This is a genomic window from Cohnella hashimotonis (assembly GCF_030014955.1).
In the GTDB taxonomy this organism is placed as follows: Bacteria; Bacillota; Bacilli; order Paenibacillales; family Paenibacillaceae; genus Cohnella; species Cohnella hashimotonis.
Genome location: NZ_JAGRPV010000001.1, coordinates 1,170,737 through 1,191,154 on the forward strand (window position 1 = coordinate 1,170,737; position 20,418 = coordinate 1,191,154).

Genomic DNA, 20,418 nt, shown 5'->3' on the forward strand with positions numbered 1-20,418 from the left:
AGGAAGTAAGTCCCGATACCGGCAAGCGAATCGGGAGGAGATTGCAACCTATGAACTACGGAAGCGTGTACGAAGCGATCGGCGGAGCGGATACCGTCCGCAAAATGGTCGAAGGATTTTACCCGAAGGTGCTGCAGCATCCGCTGCTCGCACCGCTGTTTCCGGAAGACATCACGCCTGTCATGGACAAGCAGTACATGTTTCTTACGCAGTTCTTCGGGGGACCTACTTTATATTCAGACGCCTATGGGCATCCGATGATGCGGGGCAGGCATTTGCCTTTTCCGATCACGCCAGCGAGAGCCGAAGCATGGCTGGATTGCATGCGGAGATCGCTCGACGAGACCGAGTTGTCCGAGGAGCTCAAGGCCTTCGTGCTGGAACGGCTGTCAGGTCCGGCGCATCATTTTGTTAACACCGAAGAGTAACTGACCGTCTCGCGCGTTCGCCGGGACGCGTCCCACATGGAGGGATTGGGATGGAACCCCTGTACCAGACCAAGGTTGCATGCGTATGCTGCGAAGCCGAATTCGTGACCTCCCGGGTAAGGCCGAGCCTGAAGCGAGCGATTCGATCGGATACGGACTTTTGTTCTTATTTCAAATCGGTGAATCCCGATTATTATGTCGTGCGCGTGTGCCCGTATTGCGGGTATGCTTCGACGGAGAATTCAAGCCAGCGCCTTGTGGACTGGCAGCGGAGCGCCTATCTAGAGCGCATCGGCAAGCATTGGAAGATGCACGACTACGGCGGGGAGCGCAGCGCGGCGGACGCGTTGGCCTGCTACAAGCTCGCGCTTCTGACAGGACAGACGATCAAGGAAAAGGATCGCGTCGTGGCGGGCATTCTGCATCATATCGCGTGGCTGTACCGCTATGAGGGCAATGGCGAGCAAGAGCGCAGGTTCCTGCAGTACGCGCTTGAAGCTTATATCAAGACGTACCAGTCCGAGCGCGAGCTGATGAATAACGCCCGTCTGCTGTACCTAATCGGCGAACTAAACCGGAGGCTCGGCCATTTCCACGAGGCGGTCAGATGGTTCAGCCGGGTTATCCACGACAAGAGCATCCTGGATTCGGCGATGATACGCGCCTCGCGCGAAGGCTGGCAAGCTGTCCGCGACGAGATGTCGGGCAGGGGTGCCGAGCTGCCCGAAGAAATGCAGCGAATCGGCAGTTGAGCGCGGTTACGTACGAAGCGGCTTGTTCGCGAGCAAGTAGTCGCTGTCGGCGTCCACGAGCTGCAGCCTCGACCGGCAGCAGGGCATTACGACCATGCGCTTCATGAGGCCGCCGCGGAGTTGTTCAAGCTCCGCGGGCTTGAGCGGCAGTCTAACGTGGGATTGGCCGCAGAACGGGCATTCGGAGGCGTAAACCTCGTTCATCTGGATGTCGTAAGGCAGGCTGTTGCGAAATGGAATCATGATCTTCCCCGCTCCTCTCTGGCAAAACCGTGTCCATTAACGATACAATAGATGGGACGGGCTGACAATGTCCGGGTGCCATAGGCGATCGGTTCGCCGGTCGCCGGCAACGCAGGAGAGGACGGGATTGAATATGACGGACAGCTACTCCCTCATCTGGGATCTGGACAAAATTTTCTCCGGGGGTTCCGAATCCCCGGATTTTGCCGCGTTTGCGGAGGCGCTTGAAAAAGATACGGGCGCGCTGCTAGCGGAGCTTCAAGCCGCCGGCGAGGACGGGGGCGCGGGAGACGATGCGTTGAACGATTGGACATCCAGGCTTCAGGACCTAATGGCCAGACTGCGAGAGGCATTCTCCTATGTCGGTTGTCTGTCGGCGCAAAATATGGAGGACCGGAAGGCGACCGCCTGGACGGAGAAGCTCCAGACATTGTCAGCAAAGCTTGGCCAGTCGCTCGATCTGTACGATGCGGCGCTGGCGCTGGTGCCGGAGGGACGGCTTGAGGCTTGGATCGCCGGGGGATCCGTCTCCGAGATCGCATTCGTCATCCGCGAACGCAGGGACTTCGTCAAGGAAAAGCTGACGCCTGCGCTGGAGGCGCTCGCCGGCGAGTTGGCCGTCGACGGTTATCACGGCTGGGGCGAGAACTATCAGACGATCGTCAGCCGAATCGCGATTCCGTGGGAAGAAGAAGGAACGGTCAAGACGTTGTCGGCGGGGCAGGCCTTTAACAAGCTGTCGCACCCGAGCCAGCAGGTGCGCGACGAGATGGGTGCCAAGTGGGAATCGGCCTGGGCCGGGCAGGCGGATCTGGCGGCGGACGCGCTGAACCGCCTAGCGGGTTTCCGCCTCAAGCTGTACCAGGCGCGACGCTGGCAAGACCCACTTAAGGAGCCGCTGCTTATTAACCGGATGAGCCGGGATACGCTCGATGCGATGTGGGAAGGCGTCTCGGGCGGTATGGAGCCGCTTAAGCGCTATATGGCGGCCAAAGCCCGTCTGCTCGGCAAGGAACGGCTCGACTGGCACGACGTATCGGCGCCGGTGGGCGCGGAAGGCGGCGCGATCGGTTACGACGATGCGGCGGCATTGATCAAGAATGCATTCGGCAGCTTCTCGCCCGCGCAAGCCAAGCTGGCAGAGCGCGCCTTCAGCGGGCGCTGGATCGAGGCCGAGGATCGTGCGGGCAAGCGGCCGGGCGGCTTCTGCACGGACTTCCCGCTGACCGGGGAGACGCGCATTTTCATGACCTACTCCGGAACGCCCGACAACGTCTCGACGCTGGCGCACGAGCTTGGGCATGCTTATCACGACGTATGCGTCGACGGATTGCCGCAGTTCGGACGCAACTATGCGATGAACGTCGCCGAGACGGCATCCACGTTCGCCGAAGGCCTCGTTAGCGACGCATTGCTGCGGGCGGCAGGCAGCGACGCGGCGCGGCTGTCGCTGCTGGACGAGCGGTTGCAGCGGGCTTCGGCGTTCTGCAACAACATCAGGGCGAGGTTCCTGTTCGAGACGAGATTTTACGAAGCGCGCAAGAGCGGGATGCTCGACGTCGAGGCGCTGAACGAGCTGATGGTGGCGGCGCAGAAGGAAGCGTTCGGGGACGCGCTGTCGTCCTGGCATCCGCATTTCTGGGCGGCCAAGCTGCACTTTTATGCGACCGACGTGCCGTTTTACAATTTCCCGTACACGTTCGGGTACTTGTTCAGCACAGGTATCGCAGCCGTCGCCGAAGCCGAGGGCGCGGGCTTCCACGAACGTTACGACCGGCTGCTGCGCGATACCGGCCTGATGACGGTCGAGGAGCTCGGCCGGCGCCATCTGGGCGTCGAGCTCGACAAGCCGGCGTTCTGGCAGGCTGCCGTGCGCCGCGCGACGGCCGATGTCGATGCGTTTGAAGCGCTGTGCGCGCGTTGAACGGTCGAGAATGGTAGCGGATATAGGCGTTCGGCTGATATAATGGAGACATAGGCATTAACGGTAGGCATGATTTCGCTGGAGCTTCTGCGAATGATGCTGGAAAAAATGAGATGGTAGCGGAAGAACCGCACACATGAGGTGTGCGGTTCTTTGCGTTGTTCGGGATCTGCGTTGTTCGGGATCTGAGATGGCCGTGCGGCAGGCGGAAAAAGGGCTTATTGCCTGCTGAATAGAAGGCGATGGCAGGGCGGCAGGCAGGCTGGCGCGGCGCCTTGTTAAACGAACGCGTCGGCCGATTGGATAGGCCTTTAATCGACTTCTAAACTATATATATAATGTGATATAGCTTCATAAAAAGAAAAAAATGCATCTTTTAGTCGAATATTCTAAATTTTTTGTTGAAATATTTAAGGTGTATGCCCTATAATGATTCTTAAGTCGTAGGCAATACATGGCGACAATAGGTGGTATATCCCAAATCAGAGGAGGAGAATTATGGTTTATGAGTTTGAAGTCCCGCTCGCGAGGCAAGTGGATATGGCTTTTCGGCAGATGGAAGGCGAACTGAAGGGCATGACGGCCGGTACGATCGTTCTGCAAGTGCGCAACGATACGGTAGGAAAGTTCGGCATTCGTCATCTGCCGGTGGATCTGGCGGAACGCCGGACAACGGGAGATGCCAAGCCGGATGGGCTGACGGATGACTCGATCGGCGAGCTTCGCAATGCGGCAGTGGCGTCGATCAAGGGCAAGAAGAGCTGGACGCATGGCGAAGTTACATATGATTTTGTGATTAAACAAGGCAAGCTATACTTAAGCGTTATGTTCGAATCGAACTATAATATGGCAAATGTATTATTTCATGTAAATCATAAAAAATTGGGCAAGCGAGACCGGTCCGGCGAGCATTAAGCGGCGGCGTTCACGATAGAGGAGGCAAGCGCCGCGGCGCTTGCCTCCTCTTTGAATGCTTTTAATTCAACCACTGCAGCCGTTCCACCGCAACCGAGCCGACCAGTACGAGCGCGAAGACGAGCAGCGCGAAGCGGATTACGAACCCTTTTCGGAAGACGGACAGCATGACGGTTAATCCCTTGAGATCGATCATCGGTCCGAAAACGAGGAAGGCCAGAATGGCGCCGGGATGAAATAAACCGTCCAGCGGAGCTGCGACGAAGGCGTCGGACGTGGAGCAAAGAGAGAGCAGGAATGCGAAGCCCATCAGGAAAATATGGGACATCCAGCTATGACCCGCCGCTGCCTCCAACGTCTGCGCACGCAGCACGGTTTGAACGAGTGCGGTCAATGCGGCGCCGATCAACAAATACTTGCCCATATCGCGAAGGTCGAACATCGCATGGGAGAATATCGACGTAACGGCGCCTGTCACGCGTGTCCGTAAACCGGCTCCCTCGAGCCCCTCGTGTCCGTGCCCGTGCCCGTGCCCATGCCCATGCCCATGCCCATGCCCATGCCCGTGCCCATGCCCATGCCCGTGCCCATGCCCATGATCGTGCCCGTGCACATGCTCATGCTTATGCCCATGCTTATGCCCATGCTCATGCTCATGCCCGTGTCCATGCTCGTGCCCGTGCCCATGGTCGTGCGAGCGCCTCTCAGCGCTGTCGTCTTCTCTGAGCGGGTTGCGCCGCAGGAAGAGCAGCAGGGCCGTTCCGGCGGCTAGCGCGACGGCCAGGGCGAGCAGCACGCGCGCGAAAGCCATCGACGGGTCGCCTTCGAAGGCGGCGACGGTGGACGCGAAGACGATCGGATTGACGACGGGACCTGCGATGATGTAGACGATGCCGACATAAGCGGGCAGTCCTTTGCGGATCAGGCGGCGGGCGACGGGAATCATTCCGCATTCGCAGAGCGGGAGCGCGAGGCCGAGCAGGCTGCCGAACAGCACGCCGCCCAATCGGCTTTTGGGCGCCGCAGCGCGGACGAGCTTGTCGCTGACGAAGGTTTCGAGCGCAGCGGAGACAAGCGCGCCCAGCAGGAGAAAGGGAAACGCGTCGAGCAGAACGGAAAAGAAGGAACGAAAAAAGACCGACGACCAATTCGGATTTAATTTCCAAACGACATATAAGCATCCTGCGGCAGCCGCCCAGGTCGCGCCTCGCAGTGCGGTTAAGGTCATGGCCGTGCACGCTCCTTTCCGTTCGGACGTGAGCGCGATATCGTCTCTTGCAAAGCCGGAGAGCTGCGCCAGCGCCAACGATTACAAATATGCGCGTCTTGTCCCGTTCCAGAACCGCAAATTGACAAGCCCTTCGCAAACGCGGCCCCGCCGAGCTATAAAATAAACCCTCACGGCTGCCCGGTTGACATCTATCGCACCTCGCGTATAATGGACGATAACATACGAGGCGATGATGAGAACAAGTAAGCGTGGCAAGGAACTTCAGAGAGCCGGTGGCTGCTGCGAACCGGCGTTCCTCCAAGCCGAATGGATCTCGGAGCCGACTGGGAAACGAACCATTGCTTTACTCGGGCCAGCTTGCGGGCTTGATGTGCAGGGCTTCCCATCCAGTCCGTCCGTTCCCCGTTACCGGAACCAAAGGCTCACGTACGGCACGCCGTTTTCCATCGGCGCTGCGATCGGCGCGAGCGAATTAAGGGTGGCACCACGACCTCTTCGTCCCTTTGACGAAAGAGGTCTTTTTGCGTTCGACGCGAGCTTGCAAGGCAGGCTCCGAATCCTGCGAATCGAAGGAGCAATGGACAATGAGCGAAGCAAACGGTAAAAAGCGCGTCCTTTCGGGCATTCAGCCGAGCGGCCAGCTGACGCTCGGCAATTACATCGGCGCAATGAAAAATTATGTCTCGCTGCAGCACGAATGCGACAGCTACTTTATGATCGTCGATTTGCACGCGATCACTGTACCGCAAGAACCGGCGGCGCTGCGCGAAAATACCGAGTCGGTAGCCGCGCTATACCTTGCCGCGGGCATCGATCCTGCCAAGGCTGCGATTTTTGTGCAGTCCCACGTGCACGAGCATGCCGAGCTGGGCTGGATGATGACGACGCTCTCTTACATGGGCGAGCTGGAGCGGATGACGCAATTCAAGGACAAATCGGCTGGCAAAGAAGCGGTCGGCGCGGGATTGTTCGTCTATCCGCCGCTGATGAGCGCGGACATTCTGCTCTACAAAGCGGATCTGGTGCCGGTCGGCGACGATCAGAAGCAGCATTTGGAGCTCACGCGCGATCTCGCCGGCCGCTTCAATCACCGTTTCGGCGAGACGCTTGTCGTGCCGGAGCCGTTTATCCCGAAGGTGGGGGCGCGCATCATGTCGCTTGACGACGCCTCCAAGAAGATGAGCAAGAGCAACCCGAATGCGGGCAGCTACATCGCGCTGCTCGATCCCCCGGACGTGATCCGGAAAAAGCTGTCCCGCGCGAAAACCGACCTTGGCCGAGAGGTCGTCTACGATCCGCAGAACAAGCCGGAGATCAGCAATCTGCTCAGCGTCTACGCGAACTGCTCGGGAGAGTCGATCGAAGACATTCAAGCCAGGTACGAAGGCAGAGGCTACGGGGATTTCAAAAAAGATCTGGCTGAGCAGGTCGTCGGCGTGCTCGAGCCGCTGCAGCGCCGTTACGCCGAGATCCGATCCTCCGGCGAGATTCACCGCATCCTCCGGCAGGGCGCCGAGCAGGCGAGCGCCGTCGCCGCGAATACGCTGTCGGAGGTCAAAGCGGCGATGGGCTTCCTGCCTCCGCTAAAATAAATCAAAAAGCCTGCAAAGCACTCCGAAGAGGCTTGCAGGCTTTTTTCGTACGATTAACGCTGCTGAATCTCCTGGCGCTTCGCGATCTTCGCCTTGAGCGTGAAGCCCCAGCCGATGAAGGCAAACGCCAGCACGGCAAGGCCTGACGCGAGCCATCCGCTATAGTCGATCGATATCGCCGTACCCAGCAATAGCAGCATCGAGACGACCGCAAACAAAAGTCCCAAAGGTTTGTTCAAAATGTGTTCACCTCCGAGTATAGTTTTCTTCAAGCATAGCATAATAACAACGCAAGCTTGCAACCAACACCACTCTAAGCAGGACGAAAGGAGAAATATCAATCATGGCAAGCAATAGCTCCGGTTCCCGTAATCAAGTTCTGGTCCCGCAAGCCCGCCAAGCCCTGGAAAACATGAAGATGGAGGCCGCTCAATCCCTGGGCGTGCAAATCCCTTCCGACGGCTACTATGGCAACGTAACGTCCCGCGACGCAGGCTCCCTTGGCGGTTACATCACCAAGAAGCTGGTTCAAATCGCTGAGCAACAACTTTCCGGTGGCAGCCGCTAACATCCGTTAGCTCACCGAAAGCCCGAGGCAACCCCTCGGGCTTTTATTGTGCGCTTATCCGGCGCCGAGGTCAACCGTTGCACGCAAAAAATTGAGCTTAAACATAAAAAAAGACGGCGTCCAGCCGTCTCCTTTGCGTTCGAGCGTGCTATATTTTTTGGTCAATAAGCGTTCATGCGCAGCCTCTTCTCCAGGCGATCGTCGCTTAGCCAACCGACATAGGATTGAAAAACCTTATAGGAAGCATCCATCATAACCGTCGCGACGAAAGGATATTGCTTGCGGTGGCGATACCGGATATCGATCCAGCGTACCTCGTAGCCCCATGGCTGCTCCCGGACCTGCGCGCATGGGAAGGGCGTGACATTCAGCAGCGCTTGCACGTCTTTGTTCTTTTTAGAGGCTTCGACAGCCGGGTGGATGTCGCACTTCGTATGATCGATCCATTGCACGGCGCCTTTGTCCCACTCGCCGATGGCGAACGTGCAGTCCGTGGACTGGCGCACCAGATTCCACCGGTGCAAATTCAGCGTGGGCAGCAGCGTATACTGATCGCCTTCGCGCCGTTCCGGATCTAACTCGGGGATGCGTGCCGACAAACGGCGATGAACGACGCTGCGCCAGCCATAATAAACGGCCAGCAAGGCGTACAGCACGGGAAAGACGACGGTGGGACGCGCCAAGCCGGTCAGCCAGAGCAGAATGGCGACCAGATGCGCGCCGAAGATGAACGGGTCGAAAATATGGATGATATTCCAGGCGATCCATTTGCGCGTCACGGGCCGAAACGCTTGCGTGCCATAAGAGTTGAACAGGTCGCTCAGCACATGGACCATGACGGCGAGCAGTACCCACAGGCCGATATGCCACCACGATACGCTGCGGAAAATAAGGGAGAGTACCAGCGTGATCAGCACGGTCCAACCGGCGATGGCGGGAAAAGAGTGGGACATGCCCCTGTGGTTTTTGATATAATCGGCATTGCTCTTGAAGCGCAGCACGGTGTCGAAATCTGGGGCCTGGGAGCCAACGATGGTGCCGATCAGCACGGCGACGGGGCCGTACGGCTCTGAGGCGACGACGGGATCGATCAAGGCGAGTCCGCCCAGTCCGAGCCCGAATACAAGATGCGTCCCGGAATCCATGAGAATGATCTCCTTTGCCGGCGAATTGGCCGCTTGGCGCGGCATCGGTTTATTATGGGCGCCGCACGATTGAAATATGAGGGGAGAGATGCCGAATGTCCATAATCCTGTTTTGCGAATACAGCATTCCTGACGCGCATCGGGACCGTTTCCTGACCTGGGTGCGCGAGGCGCCGTCAAGATGGATAGGAGCGGAGCTCGCCGAAAACCGGGAGCAGCCCGGCGTATTTGTGGAGCTGCGCAGGCCTGCGGACGAGAGGGAAGCGTCCGAAATGAAAAAAGAACGCCTCGAAGGGCGTTCCTGGACGGAAATGGAGAACTGGGTCAAAGGCGGACGCGGCGGTCTGCGCGTATGGACCTTCGTCCCGTTGCTGCCTTAACGGAAGATTAACGGCGGGTGACCGGATTGCCCGCAGTGCCGAAGGGCAAATTATAATTAAGCGGTTCGTCGAACGTAATGTAATCGAGGTTCAGCGTGAGCAGCAGGTAGCGCATGCCGGTCGCGGGGTCGCTGATGATGATATGATCGCGCCCTGCAGCCTCGAGTACGCCCTTGAAGATTTTGGCGTTCCACTCGCTGTTGTTCTCGTAAGTCATGTAAAGAGTGGCCACTTTGCCGAGGTTCATCCGCAGGATATTCTCGACGTAGGATTCCTCGCGGCCGGAGGTCGGGAGGAACGTGGTGACCGGCAGCGCGGCCGGCGGAGTCATATTCATCGGCATCATGTTCGCCGGCATCGTACCGTTCGGAACGGAGACCATGCCGGAAGGCATTGCGGGCATTGCGCCCATGTTCGGCTGGACGCCGGTCGTTGCGTTCATGGGCATTTGCTGCATGCTGCCTTGGGGCCAAGCCATACGATTGTACAATGGATATCCTCCTTTAATTAGGGGCGCCTTAGCGCGGGTTAATAAACGAGCGGGCAATCGGACCGGAGCGGGACGTAGAATCCTTGTGTTTTGAACCGCGGCGTTCCGCTGCGAATTCTCTCCTGCCCGGTCGCCTGGGCGAATGTCTCCATACAATGTATTGCACCCCTGGGCAAAGTGTGACAGAAGGCGACAGTACTTTTTGACGCTTTGAGGGCGGACGAATGTCAGGCGGATGGCGCGCAGGTGGCGATTTGATGAACAGCCCCGCGCGAACATTGTCAAGGTGTGCAGATTTGGTTATCATCTAATAGAAGGAAATAGATAAACGTTTCGGCCGTTCGCGGCTTTTTATGTTTGAAGGAGGCTCATCGTGTTCAAAGATCTTGTGGCCCTGACCAAGCCGCGCATCATTCGTCTTAACCTCGTCGCGGCATTTGGCGGGTTCTGGGTCGCATCAAGGTGGCAAGTCCAGAGCTGGGACTTCTGGCTGGACCTGATCTGGATGCTGATCGGCACCACGCTGACGATGGCCGCGGCTTGCGTCTTCAACAATTATTGGGACCGGGACTTCGACACCAAGATGTCCCGCACGAGCGATCGCGCGCTCCCGCAGGGACGATTATCCCCAGGCTTCGTTCTGGGCTATTCGATCGTGCTGGGCGTGCTTGGAATCGCAATGCTCTTTCTCCTCGTCAATCCGCTCTGCGGCTGGCTGGGACTGCTTGGCATGTTTGTTTACGGCATCGTCTACACGATCTGGCTGAAGCGCACCTCCACCTGGAGTACGTCGATCGGCGGAATCTCCGGCGCGATGCCGCCCGTGATCGGGTACTGCGCGGTGACCGGCGAAGTGGACGCAGGCGCATGGATTTTGTTCGCGCTCCTGTTCCTCTGGCAGCCGCCGCACTTCTGGTCGCTGACGATCCGCCGCGTGGAGGAGTACAGAGCCGCAGGCTTCCCCGTACTGCCGGTCGTGAAGGGCATTCTTCGCACCAAGTGGCAGATGATTCCGTATATCCTGCTGCTGCTGGTTGCTTCGATTTTGCTGTATACGTACGATTATGTCGGCATTTATTATCTCGTCCTGTCGGTCGTCATCGTCGGTGCCTGGCTCATCCACGCCATATCCGGACTTGTGGCGAAGGATACCGAGAAGTGGGCGAAAATGGACTTTCTGTTTTCCGTCAATTACCTGATGATTATGTTTCTTGTGATGATACTCGATACGAACGGAGTGTAGCTTAATCATGTCCCAAGAGTTCGAAGGACCCGGCGTATCCGGGAATCAAGATCGGCCCGGCGCGGGTCCGGGAGCCGTGAACGTCAATCCGAACGGTACCGTTCAGGTCAAGCCGGCGAAGCCTTGGTATGTGCGCTACGGTTTCTCGCTGGCGCTGTTCGCGCTCCTGCTTGTGCTGATCGCCTGGCTACTGATCCGTCAGCAGCAGGCGGACAAGCTTCCCGACCTTGGTGCCGCACCCGACTTTACTTACCAGGATATCGACGGCAAGGACGTCAGCATGAGCTCGCTCGACGGCAAGGTTCGCCTGGTGTACTTCTTCTTCACCAACTGCCCGGACGTGTGCCCGCCGACGACGTTCATGCTCTCGCAGGTGCAGAAGAAGTTCCAGGTCGAAGGCGAATTCGGCAAGAGCGTCGACATCGTCTCGGTCACCATCGACCCGGTCCGCGATACGCCCGAGGCGCTCCGCAAGTTCGGGGACAAGTTCGAAGCCGACTATACAGGCTGGAAGTTCTTGCGCGGCGACGAAGCCGAGACCGCGGATCTGGCGTACAAGTACGGCTTGCTTGCGGTCAAAGATGCGGACGGATTTTTCTCCCACGCCAACCTGATCGTCCTCGTCGACAAGAAGGGACGCATGCGCGAGCAGATCTTGCCCGAATCTTCGCAGGTTCCGAATTCGGCGACGGCCGACGATGTGTACGCAAAGGTCAAAAAGCTGTTATAAAACCGAAAAGGCACCCCTTAGCGCGTCGTTCGCGGCGCTGAGGGGTGCTTTGTTTTTGCCAAGGCTGTCTGTTATGGCCTGCAAGCTGTCACTATGGGCTATTCCCGCCACTTGTCCGTCTCGGGGGGCGGATACAGGATAAAGTCTTCGAGCCCCGCTTTTTCCAATTGCTGAATCAAATACTCTTCGGGCGTGCCCTCTACGCCGGCATAACCACGTCTGGTATAGATATGGTCTGCATCGGGAAAGACGTCGCGGAGGACGCCACGGATGCGCCGGCCGGAAGAATCGTTGTCCATGTAGAGGTACACATGCCGGCGGCCGATTGCCTTGCGCAGCGCTTCGATGCGACTCGTGCTGAGCGTGCCGAACGTGCAGTGAATCGGCACTTCCGGGTCCAGAACGCGCGCGAGCCGGCTTCGGTCGTTTTTGCCTTCGACGATGATAGCGATGTCCAAACGCGCTGGTGCCTCCTCGTGCTGCGAAGAACCGTGTCCGCATCGGTTCCCGCCGTCAGTATTGGTTTTATTGTACCACAGGGACCGGGTATTCTAAGCGTAGGGTGGGACAGACGTGTTTGAGACCGCTGTCAAAAAGTTTTAGAATAGGGCCTATACGAAAGGACCATCTCTCACCGGGAAGTGATGCAGGTTGAAGCCCAAGCGAATGCTCAGGGATTATATCAAGTCGAAATGGCATGTATACGGCTTCGCGATCCTGCTCATCGCGGCGGGCAATGCGATCCAATCTTACTATCCGAGACTGCTCGGAAGCTTCACGGACCGGCTGCAGCAGGGAAGCCTGTCGCATGGGACGATCGTCGACTACAGCCTGCGGCTGCTGGCCGTCGGCGTCGCGTTCGGCGTGTTGGCCGGGGCAGGCCAATATGTCGTCATGCGGCTGGGCAGATTGTACGAGTTCGACATGCGCAAAAAGCTATTCGCCCACTTCACCACGCTGAGCGAGCGCTTTTATTCGAAGAACGGCGTGGGCAAGCTGCTCAGCTACGTGATGAACGACGTGACCGCCGTCCGGGAATCGATCTCTATGGGCATCAACCAGACGACCAACGCGACGATCCTGATCCTGTCGGCGATCGTCATGATGACGCTCAGCGACATCCCGCTGTATCTCGTATTCGTCTGCGTGCTGCCGCTGCTGTTGATTCCCTGGATCGTCACGCGGTTCGGTCCGGTCATCCGCAAGCGTTCCCTAAGCGTCCAGGACTCACTCGGCAAAATGACCGAGTCGGCTGAGGAACAGTTCGGCGGTATTCGCGTGACCAAAAAATTCGCGGCCGAGGAGACGATGAACCGACGCTTCGGGGAGGCGGTCGATCGTATTCGCGACAGCCAGCTGCGGCTCGTTCGCGTCTCCTCGCTGTTTCAGGCGATTATACCTTTTCTTGGCGCGCTATCCATGATCGTGACGATCGCCTACGGCGGCTATCTGACGATCCGGCATACGATCACGCTGGGGAACTTTGTCGAGCTCACGCTGTATATCCGCCTGATGGTCGCGCCACTGCAGCAGATCGGCAACGTTATCAATACGATGCAGCGTTCGCGCGCTTCGCTGGAGCGGATCGGCGACCTGATGGCGGTTGAGCCGGATATCCGGGAGTCGGACGGGGCTCGCCATCGCAGTCTCGATCAGGCTGCGGTCAGCATCCGGCATCTCAGCTTCGCATATCCCGACGCCGAGCGGTCTTCGCTGCGCGATATCAGCCTCGACATCCCTCCGGGCCGGACGCTCGGCATCCTGGGCAAGACGGGCAGCGGCAAGACGACGCTCGTCAAGCTGCTGCTGCGCGCGTACGATCCGCCGCCGGGAACGATCCGCCTCGCAGGTGCGGACATTCGGGATCTCACGCTCGAGAGCCTGCGGGATCAGATCGCGTACGTTCCTCAGGAAGGTTTCCTTTTCAGCACGACGATTCGCGACAATATCGCTTTTTACAAACGGGATACGGCGCTGCCCACGGTCGAAAAAGCCGCCAAGCAGGCGCAGATCTACGGTTCGATCGCCGAGCTGCCGGAGAGCTTCGACACGAGATTGGGCGAACGGGGCGTCACGCTCTCCGGCGGACAGCGGCAGCGGACCGGACTCGCCCGCGGCCTGATCAAGGACGCGCCGGTGCTCATCATGGACGACAGCGTCAGCGCCGTCGACGCGGTCACGGAGAAGCGGATCATCGACGGCATCCGCAAGGCCCGCAAGGGCAAGACGACGATTATTATCGCGCACCGGATCAGCGCGCTCAAGCATGCGGACGAAATCGTCGTGATGGACGAAGGACGCATCGTGCAGCGTGGCACGCACCTGGAGCTGCTGGCGCAAACGGGCTTGTACGCGACCTTGCATGCCATTCAGGAGGAGGGAGGACGCGAAGATGCAGAGCCGACCGCCCGCTGACAAGAGACCGTCTGCCGATCGGGGACAGTTTGCGGACCAGAGACAGTCGACAGACCAGAGACATTCCACAGACCAGTCCGCAGATAAAAGACCGCCCGCTGACCGGAAGCTGCCCGCTGACAGGAAGGCCCCTGTAGACCAGAAGGCCGCATTCCGCGCTTTTTTCGGTTACGTTCGCCCGCACCGGTTTTCGTTTCTACTCGTTTTCTGCTGTACGGTACTGGCCATTGCGGCCGATCTGGCACAGCCGTATCTCGTCAAAATCGCCATCGACGACAACATTTTGAAGGGACGCGACGACTTCGGGACGCTGCTCGTGATCTGCGCGATCTACCTGGGACTTGCGCTGTCCGGCTTCCTGTTTACGTATTTGCAGAACAATCTGCTGCAGTATCTCGGGCAGAACATCATAGGGCGCATCCGCAAGGATCTGTTCGCGCATATCGGCAAGCAGTCGATGTCGTTTTTTGACCGAATGCCCGCAGGCAGCCTGATTACGAACGTGTCGAGCGACACGGAGACGCTGAATCAGTTTTTCTCGCAGGTGCTGCTCTCTCTCGTGCGCGACGGACTGACGCTTATTTTTATTATCGCGATCATGTTCCGGCTCGACGTCACGCTCACGCTCTATTGTCTCATCCTGCTGCCCGTCATCGCGTGTATCGCGATCGGCTTCCGGACTTATATGAGAAAAACGTATCAGATCTCCCGTGCGGCGCTGTCGCGTCTGATCGCCTTCGCGGCGGAAAATCTGGCGGGGATGAACCTCATCCAGGCGTTCCACCAGGAGAGGGAGCAGCAGAATCGGTTTACCGACAACAATCGGACGTACCTGCGGGCCAATTTGCGCGAGATTCGCACCAACGTGCTGTTCAACCGGTCGTTCGACATCCTGGGCAGCCTGTCCATCGCGCTTGTGACCTGGCTGGGCGGCGTGGCGGTATTTAACAGCGCGATCGAGTTTGGCGTGCTGTACGCGTTTATCACGTATATCCGCCAGTTTTTCCAACCGATCAGTACGATTACGTCGCAGTGGAACACGCTGCAGTCGACTACCGTCTCCGTCGGCCGAATCTGGAGTCTGTTCGCCGTCAAGCCGGAGATCGAGGATGCGGAGGAGGCGCGGGCGCTGGCGCACGATCAGGTGACCGGGCGAATCGACTTTAATCATGTCAGGTTCGGCTATCAAACGGGCACGCCCGTCCTTCACGATCTCGATCTGCACATCGCGCCCGGCGAGATGATCGGCATCGTCGGTACGACCGGCGCGGGCAAGAGTTCGCTCATCAGTCTGTTGTGCCGCTTCTATGACGTGTGGGAAGGCGACATTCGCATCGACGGCACGGACATCCGGGCGCTCCCGCAATCGTCGCTGCACCGGCTGGTCGGGCTCGTGCAGCAGGAGCCGTACTTGTATTCGGGCAGCATCGTCGACAACATCCGCATGTTCGACGAGGAGATCGAGCGCGAGGAAGTCATCCGCGCTTGCCGGTTCGTCGGCGCGGACGATCTGATCGGCAGGCTCAAGGACGGCTACGACACGATGCTGTCGGAGCGCGGGAGCGGGCTGTCCGCGGGCGAGCGGCAGATGATCTCGTTTGCGCGGATCATCGTGTTCAAGCCGAAGATCCTCATCCTCGACGAAGCGACGGCGAACCTGGATTCGTACACCGAGCACCTGATCCAGCGCGCGCTGCGTGTCGTGTCGCGGGAGCGGACCACGCTCGTCATCGCGCATCGGCTGTCGACGGTCATGCGGGCGAACCGCATCATCGTCATGAGCGGCGGCCGGATCGTAGAATCGGGCAGTCACGCGGAGCTGCTTGAGCAGCATGGGTACTACGAAGAGTTATATTTGCATTCGCAGGGCAAGGAGGAGCGGGGGACGGGGTAAACGGCGTGCGATGGATGATGTCTGATGGCAGGCTGGCGCAGACGGAGGAGAATAAGGATGCGGCACATCGCTATATCGAGGTCGCGCCCCGTATGATGTGAAATAAAGATGCGGCACATCGCTATATCGCGGTCGCGCCCCTACTCAAACCGACTGCCGCACCCGTATCGGATGCGGCAGTCGGTTTTTCGGCTTCAAGCGTGAGGCACCGCAGGCTGCGGATGCCAGCCTTCTCGGTAGGCAGGCTTTGGAGCCAGCGCGAGCAGCGCGATCATGAGAATGGCGAAGGACAGGAAAAAAGGCGACAAATGTCCGCGGAAGGCGCCCGCCGCCACCGGGCCGAGGAAGGCGCCGATGGAAGAGGCGATCGCCATCATCGAAAATGTCCGGCCGTACCGCGCGGGTCCGCTGAGCTGCAGCAGGAACGATGTCATTGCCGGAAATACGACGCCTTTGGCCATGCCGACGACGAACAGGAGCGCCATCATGGGAACCGGCCAATCCGAGGCAAGCCCGTAATAAGCGAGCGCGAGCAGCAGCACGCCGATGATGCAGCGCGAATAGGGCAGGTACCGCTGCAAAAACAGCAGGCCAAGCGTGGCAAGCGCGCCAAGGCTGACGACGGAAAAAAGGATGCCCGTCTTCAGGACGCCGCCGTCCTCTGCGGAGATCGCCCTCAGCGGCAGCTCGAAGGATAGGATGCCTTGCGCGAATGCCATGGCCACGGGCAACAAGAATACCGCCCAGGGAAACCTGCGCGGCGCAGCCCCGGGCGAGGCCCCTTCCGCTTCTTCGGCCGGCACAGGCGCGCCGACCGAAGCCTGCTCCGCCAGCGCGGCTTCGCTTGCGACCGCAGCTGCGCCATCGGCAGTCGCGTCAGCCGTAGGCACGTCTGCATCTGCGTCTCGCTTCGGATCCCGCACGAACCAAAGCGACAGCAAGCCGGTCGCGAGCAGCCCCCAACCAAGAAGCGCGAACGACTGGGCGAAGCCGACCTTGGCTGCGAGATAGGCGCCTGCGGCGGGAGACACGACGGATGCGATCGTATGGACGAGCCCGTTGCCTGCCATCAGTTTGCCGCGCTTAATATGGTCCCTCGTAAGCTTCGCCAGCAGCGACAGGCATGCCGGGGACAAGAAAGCGAGCACGAAGCCGCTCACTGAGCGGACGTAGAGCAGATGCCAGGGATCGGTGACCCTGGATTGCAGCAGGAGCAGCACGCCGGCGCCGACGAGGCTGGCCGAGATAAAAAATCGGCTTCCGTACCGGTCCACGCCGTAGCCGGCGAGCAGATTGCCCGGCAGGTGCGTGAGCGAGTACATCCCCATCACCAGTCCGATGAACGAGGGCGCTGCGCCAAGCGATACGGCGAACGGCGTGAGCATCGGGTACTGGGCGTGAAGATCGAAGAACGCGACGAATAGAAACAAATACAGCCATACGGCCATTCTCACCGGCGTTCGCCTCCATTTGCAAAGACGCAGGACGGGCGTCTTAAACGTTATTTCTACTTGTACGCCCAGTGGGACGAGGATATGACCTTTTCGCGGGAAAGCGTGACTTGAAGTGTATGGCGGTGCGTGGTACACTATGCTCAAAGTGTATGGTGTGTAACCAAACACTTCATACAATGGAAGCGGGGTGTGACCATGCCGCCGATCCGCCTATGGAAGCCGGAGGATTTCCGACTCGATCCCTCCAGACCGCTGTACGAACAGTTCGTGGAGCAGATACGCGCGATGATCGCCAGAGGCGAGCTCGAGCCCGGTACGCGTCTGCCATCCGTCCGCGAGGCGGCGTCCAGCCTGCGCGTCAATCCGACGACAATCATGAAGACGTACCAGGAGCTGGAGCGCCCGGGATTAATCGTGACTTACAGGGGGCAGGGGACGTTCGTGACGGAGGATGAAGCGGCGATAGGGATCTCGCGCAGAGAGCTGGCTCGGGAAGCAGTCGCGAGGCTCGAGGAGACGGCCCGCTCGATCGGATTGACTCTCGATCAATTATTGGCGTTAGCCCGTGAAAAGGAGTGATCTTCATGACGGATACGCGTTATTCGGAGTCGAAGTTCTCTGTGCCCGCCGGAGCCAAGGCGCCGGCCATTCGCTGCGTGGATGTATCGCTTCGCGTGAAAAAGAAAATCGTGCTCGACGGCGTATCCTTCGAGATACCGGCTGGCAGCCTGGCAGGACTGCTCGGTCCGAACGGCGCGGGCAAGTCGTCGCTCATGCGAATTCTGACGGGCATGTTCCCGCCGGACAGTGGGCGGGCGGAGCTTTTCGGCGCCCCTGCCGGGCCCGAGCGGCTCGGCGTCCTGTCTTTCCTGCCGGACCGGGGACAGCTGCCGCCGTATCTCGGCGCGGGAGAGTGGCTGCGGCTCGCGGCCGGGCTTTATCCGGATTGGAGTCAAGCGCGGATGGAGGATCTGGCCGTGAAGCTGGACGTGAATCGCGGTCAGCGGATCGGAGCGATGTCCCGCGGCCAGGAAGCGCGGCTTCAACTGCTCACCTGCCTGTCGCGGCAGGCCCCGATCATTATTCTCGACGAGCCGTTCGCGGGCGTCGACATGGTCTCGCGCGAGTCGATCGCCCAGGCGGTGGTCGGAGAGTTGGCGGACGGAGAGCGCACATTCCTGATCGCTACGCACGATATCCGCGAGATGGAAAACCTTTTTGACCGGATCGTGCTCATCGGCGAAGGGCGCATGCTCGGCTGCCATGACGTGGAGGCGCTCCGTGCCGGCGGACGCTCTGTCGAATCGTGTTATCGGGACGTGTTCGCATGAGCGCGCGCGATCGGATCCGCAATCGGTTCCTTCCGGAGCCGCAAGAAGTTACGCTGCTGACGCTCGAATGGCGGGCTTATCGTTCGATGCTGCCGAGGGACGCCGCATCGCTGGCTTACTGGGCATTGGCCCTGGCCGCGCTGCTCGTCGCTTCGCTCCTTTTTTTCGGAGACGGTTTTTCGGCCGAATCGGTCTTCGCGCTTGGCGCGCTGCTTGTCTTGCTGATCTCGTTATACACGGGGGGCGGCATGGCCATGACGGTATGGGAAAACGGATTTCGAGAATGGTGGCTAAGTGTGCCCGTCTCGCGGCACAGTCTGGTCAAGGCCAAGCTGATTGCCGCTTGCGGAATTCAGTACGTCTCGGCTGCCGGCATTTGGCTCGTATGCTTAGGCCACGGCGCTGTCGGATTCGCGGGACAAGCGGAGGCCGGGACGACGCTCGCCGGAGACGAATTCGCAAGCCTCGCGCTCGCTCACGCGCTGTTGTATGCCGCGCTCGTTCCGATTGGCACATTCGCCGGGTACAGCTTGCTCGGTATGTATTACGGCTGGCGAAGATGGCTCCTCATTCCATGGATCGCGATATTGATCCTGCCGTTCAGCTTGTTCGGACTCGTCTCCAATCTCCAAACGGACGCGACGCCATACCTGGGCGCCGGTCCTGTCGTCTTGTACGCGATCGTCGGCCTTATGCTTGCCGCGCTGGCCTATCGCGCCTGCTTATGGCTCGCAGTCCATTATGGAATGCGCGATCTCGCCCGTCATCGCCCTGGCAGCTTCGCGGGCATGGGCGGGAAGCGGGGGCGGCAGGATGCCGCCGTCAAGAGCGGGCGCGTCGGTACCGGGTTCTCCGCGCTATACGCACTGGAGCGTTCGCGGTATGCCTATTGGTCTTCGATCAAGCCCGTGCGGCTGATTTACGCAGGGTTCCTCCTGCTGGCAGGCGTCGGCGGCTATTTCGGGGCCAGGGATCCCATGGGTCTGTTGAGCGCTCTGCGGGCAATGCTGGTCATCCCTTGCATCTTTCCGTTGCTGGCGATTACGATTCAGATGTCCCACGAGGGGAACAAGCGCAGGCTGGAGTGGTGGCTTGGGCTCCCATATCCGCGGCATCGCCTGCTGCTGGCCAGATTTATCGCCTTATGGGCGTTCGTGCTGCGAGCCGCGGGAGGCTTGCTGGCCATCTTGTTCGCGGGCGTCGCGCTGAGCGGAAGAGAGGGGCTTGCCTACTTTTCGCATGTCGATCGGATCGGGAGCATATTTTATTTACTGACCGCTTATTTACTATGCGGGCTGATCGTCAGCGCGCTTGCGTTCGTGCAGGCTAGCACGCTGCGCAGTTCTATTTTCGGATGGCTGTACATGCCTGTTTGGCTTACGATCTATTTTTTGCCGGGGACATTGATGCTCTGGGCCGTTCCGGAGACGCTGCTGGCCGCAAGGATCGGTCTCATTTATTGGATTCGGTTGGGCGCGGGGGCTGCGCTGATGCTGGCCGTCGTCCCGCTGGCGATCCGGATCGGTGCCAAGTGGACCCATCTTTACGTCTACAATACGATCGAAGACCGCCAGCGCCGGCGGGGCGAGCAAGCGTTCAAATTCCGGTCCTAAGTCCGGGGTTTTACGCGGGGCAAATCTGTAAAGTATAATAGAGTACAGATTTATAGCTATGGAGGAGATC

General features: G+C 59.3%; 21 protein-coding genes. 14 read left to right on the forward strand and 7 right to left on the reverse strand.

The genetic code is table 11. The features are described from left to right. Positions 1-50: 50 nt before the first annotated feature. Together KB449_RS04595 and KB449_RS04600 are read left to right on the forward strand one after the other, a co-directional pair. A complete protein-coding gene (locus KB449_RS04595; RefSeq protein ID WP_282907241.1) occupies positions 51-428 on the forward strand; it encodes a globin domain-containing protein in 378 nt (125 codons plus the stop codon). A gap of 50 nt (positions 429-478) precedes the next feature. After that, the gene (locus KB449_RS04600; protein ID WP_286672186.1) at positions 479-1,180 is read left to right on the forward strand and encodes a DUF2225 domain-containing protein; all 702 of its coding nucleotides are present in this window, start codon (positions 479-481) and stop codon (positions 1,178-1,180) included. 6 nt (positions 1,181-1,186) lie between these two features. Here the strand turns inward: KB449_RS04600 and KB449_RS04605 are convergent, their stop codons facing one another. Then, positions 1,187-1,423 (reverse strand): hypothetical protein, encoded by a 237-nt coding sequence (locus KB449_RS04605; protein WP_282907242.1) that lies wholly within the window; start codon positions 1,421-1,423, stop codon positions 1,187-1,189. A 133-nt stretch (positions 1,424-1,556) separates the two neighbouring features. Here KB449_RS04605 and KB449_RS04610 point away from each other — a divergent pair, with 133 nt between their 5' ends. Both KB449_RS04610 and KB449_RS04615 read left to right on the forward strand, forming a co-directional pair. Further along, a complete protein-coding gene (locus KB449_RS04610; protein WP_282912738.1) occupies positions 1,557-3,347 on the forward strand; it encodes a M3 family oligoendopeptidase in 1,791 nt (596 codons plus the stop codon). Between the two features lie 498 nt (positions 3,348-3,845). Continuing rightward, positions 3,846-4,262 (forward strand): O-methyltransferase, encoded by a 417-nt coding sequence (locus KB449_RS04615; RefSeq protein ID WP_282907243.1) that lies wholly within the window; start codon positions 3,846-3,848, stop codon positions 4,260-4,262. A 61-nt stretch (positions 4,263-4,323) separates the two neighbouring features. On the opposite strand, the gene KB449_RS04620 is transcribed toward KB449_RS04615, so the two are convergent. After that, a complete protein-coding gene (locus KB449_RS04620) occupies positions 4,324-5,490 on the reverse strand; it encodes a permease (RefSeq protein ID WP_282907244.1) in 1,167 nt (388 codons plus the stop codon). A gap of 587 nt (positions 5,491-6,077) precedes the next feature. Between KB449_RS04620 and trpS the strand changes: the two genes are divergently transcribed. Continuing rightward, a complete protein-coding gene (trpS, locus tag KB449_RS04625; RefSeq protein ID WP_282907245.1) occupies positions 6,078-7,085 on the forward strand; it encodes a tryptophan--tRNA ligase in 1,008 nt (335 codons plus the stop codon). Between the two features lie 53 nt (positions 7,086-7,138). Here the strand turns inward: trpS and KB449_RS04630 are convergent, their stop codons facing one another. Beyond that, the gene (locus KB449_RS04630; protein WP_282907246.1) at positions 7,139-7,324 is read right to left on the reverse strand and encodes a hypothetical protein; all 186 of its coding nucleotides are present in this window, start codon (positions 7,322-7,324) and stop codon (positions 7,139-7,141) included. A 104-nt stretch (positions 7,325-7,428) separates the two neighbouring features. Here KB449_RS04630 and KB449_RS04635 point away from each other — a divergent pair, with 104 nt between their 5' ends. Continuing rightward, positions 7,429-7,653, forward strand: coding sequence for an alpha/beta-type small acid-soluble spore protein (locus KB449_RS04635; RefSeq protein ID WP_282907247.1), 225 nt, complete (start codon positions 7,429-7,431; stop codon positions 7,651-7,653). A 161-nt stretch (positions 7,654-7,814) separates the two neighbouring features. Here KB449_RS04635 and KB449_RS04640 read toward each other — a convergent pair whose 3' ends face one another. Beyond that, positions 7,815-8,798: a metal-dependent hydrolase gene (locus tag KB449_RS04640; protein ID WP_282907248.1), complete on the reverse strand. Its 984-nt coding sequence runs from the start codon at positions 8,796-8,798 to the stop codon at positions 7,815-7,817. 95 nt (positions 8,799-8,893) lie between these two features. Here KB449_RS04640 and KB449_RS04645 point away from each other — a divergent pair, with 95 nt between their 5' ends. Beyond that, the gene (locus KB449_RS04645) at positions 8,894-9,178 is read left to right on the forward strand and encodes a hypothetical protein (protein ID WP_282907249.1); all 285 of its coding nucleotides are present in this window, start codon (positions 8,894-8,896) and stop codon (positions 9,176-9,178) included. A 7-nt stretch (positions 9,179-9,185) separates the two neighbouring features. Here the strand turns inward: KB449_RS04645 and gerQ are convergent, their stop codons facing one another. Further along, positions 9,186-9,668 carry a spore coat protein GerQ gene (gerQ, locus tag KB449_RS04650; protein ID WP_282907250.1) on the reverse strand — a complete coding sequence of 161 codons (483 nt, stop codon included), beginning with the start codon at positions 9,666-9,668 and terminating at the stop codon, positions 9,186-9,188. A gap of 373 nt (positions 9,669-10,041) precedes the next feature. On the opposite strand from gerQ, the gene cyoE reads away from it, so the two are divergent. Both cyoE and KB449_RS04660 read left to right on the forward strand, forming a co-directional pair. Beyond that, complete coding sequence (cyoE, locus tag KB449_RS04655) at positions 10,042-10,911, forward strand: heme o synthase (RefSeq protein WP_282907251.1); 870 nt, start codon at positions 10,042-10,044, stop codon at positions 10,909-10,911. Positions 10,912-10,918: 7 nt separating this feature from the next. Then, positions 10,919-11,641 carry an SCO family protein gene (locus tag KB449_RS04660; RefSeq protein WP_282907252.1) on the forward strand — a complete coding sequence of 241 codons (723 nt, stop codon included), beginning with the start codon at positions 10,919-10,921 and terminating at the stop codon, positions 11,639-11,641. A 98-nt stretch (positions 11,642-11,739) separates the two neighbouring features. On the opposite strand, the gene KB449_RS04665 is transcribed toward KB449_RS04660, so the two are convergent. Further along, on the reverse strand, positions 11,740-12,099 hold the full coding sequence (locus tag KB449_RS04665; protein ID WP_282907253.1) for a DNA primase: 360 nt from the start codon (positions 12,097-12,099) through the stop codon (positions 11,740-11,742). A gap of 193 nt (positions 12,100-12,292) precedes the next feature. On the opposite strand from KB449_RS04665, the gene KB449_RS04670 reads away from it, so the two are divergent. Next, positions 12,293-14,056: an ABC transporter ATP-binding protein gene (locus KB449_RS04670; RefSeq protein WP_282907254.1), complete on the forward strand. Its 1,764-nt coding sequence runs from the start codon at positions 12,293-12,295 to the stop codon at positions 14,054-14,056. Next, positions 14,034-15,950 (forward strand): ABC transporter ATP-binding protein, encoded by a 1,917-nt coding sequence (locus KB449_RS04675; protein ID WP_282907255.1) that lies wholly within the window; start codon positions 14,034-14,036, stop codon positions 15,948-15,950. The genes KB449_RS04670 and KB449_RS04675 overlap by 23 nt, the downstream gene beginning before the upstream one ends. A gap of 194 nt (positions 15,951-16,144) precedes the next feature. Here KB449_RS04675 and KB449_RS04680 read toward each other — a convergent pair whose 3' ends face one another. Further along, entirely contained in the window at positions 16,145-17,404 is a 1,260-nt protein-coding gene (locus tag KB449_RS04680) for an MFS transporter (RefSeq protein WP_282907256.1), read from the reverse strand. A gap of 195 nt (positions 17,405-17,599) precedes the next feature. Between KB449_RS04680 and KB449_RS04685 the strand changes: the two genes are divergently transcribed. From KB449_RS04685 to KB449_RS04695, 3 genes are read left to right on the forward strand one after another with little or no spacing between them, the layout of a single operon-like run. After that, positions 17,600-17,983 carry a GntR family transcriptional regulator gene (locus KB449_RS04685; protein ID WP_282907257.1) on the forward strand — a complete coding sequence of 128 codons (384 nt, stop codon included), beginning with the start codon at positions 17,600-17,602 and terminating at the stop codon, positions 17,981-17,983. A gap of 5 nt (positions 17,984-17,988) precedes the next feature. Then, positions 17,989-18,735: an ABC transporter ATP-binding protein gene (locus tag KB449_RS04690; protein ID WP_282907258.1), complete on the forward strand. Its 747-nt coding sequence runs from the start codon at positions 17,989-17,991 to the stop codon at positions 18,733-18,735. Beyond that, the gene (locus KB449_RS04695) at positions 18,732-20,348 is read left to right on the forward strand and encodes a hypothetical protein (protein ID WP_282907259.1); all 1,617 of its coding nucleotides are present in this window, start codon (positions 18,732-18,734) and stop codon (positions 20,346-20,348) included. The genes KB449_RS04690 and KB449_RS04695 overlap by 4 nt, the downstream gene beginning before the upstream one ends. The last annotated feature ends 70 nt before the right edge of the window (positions 20,349-20,418 follow it).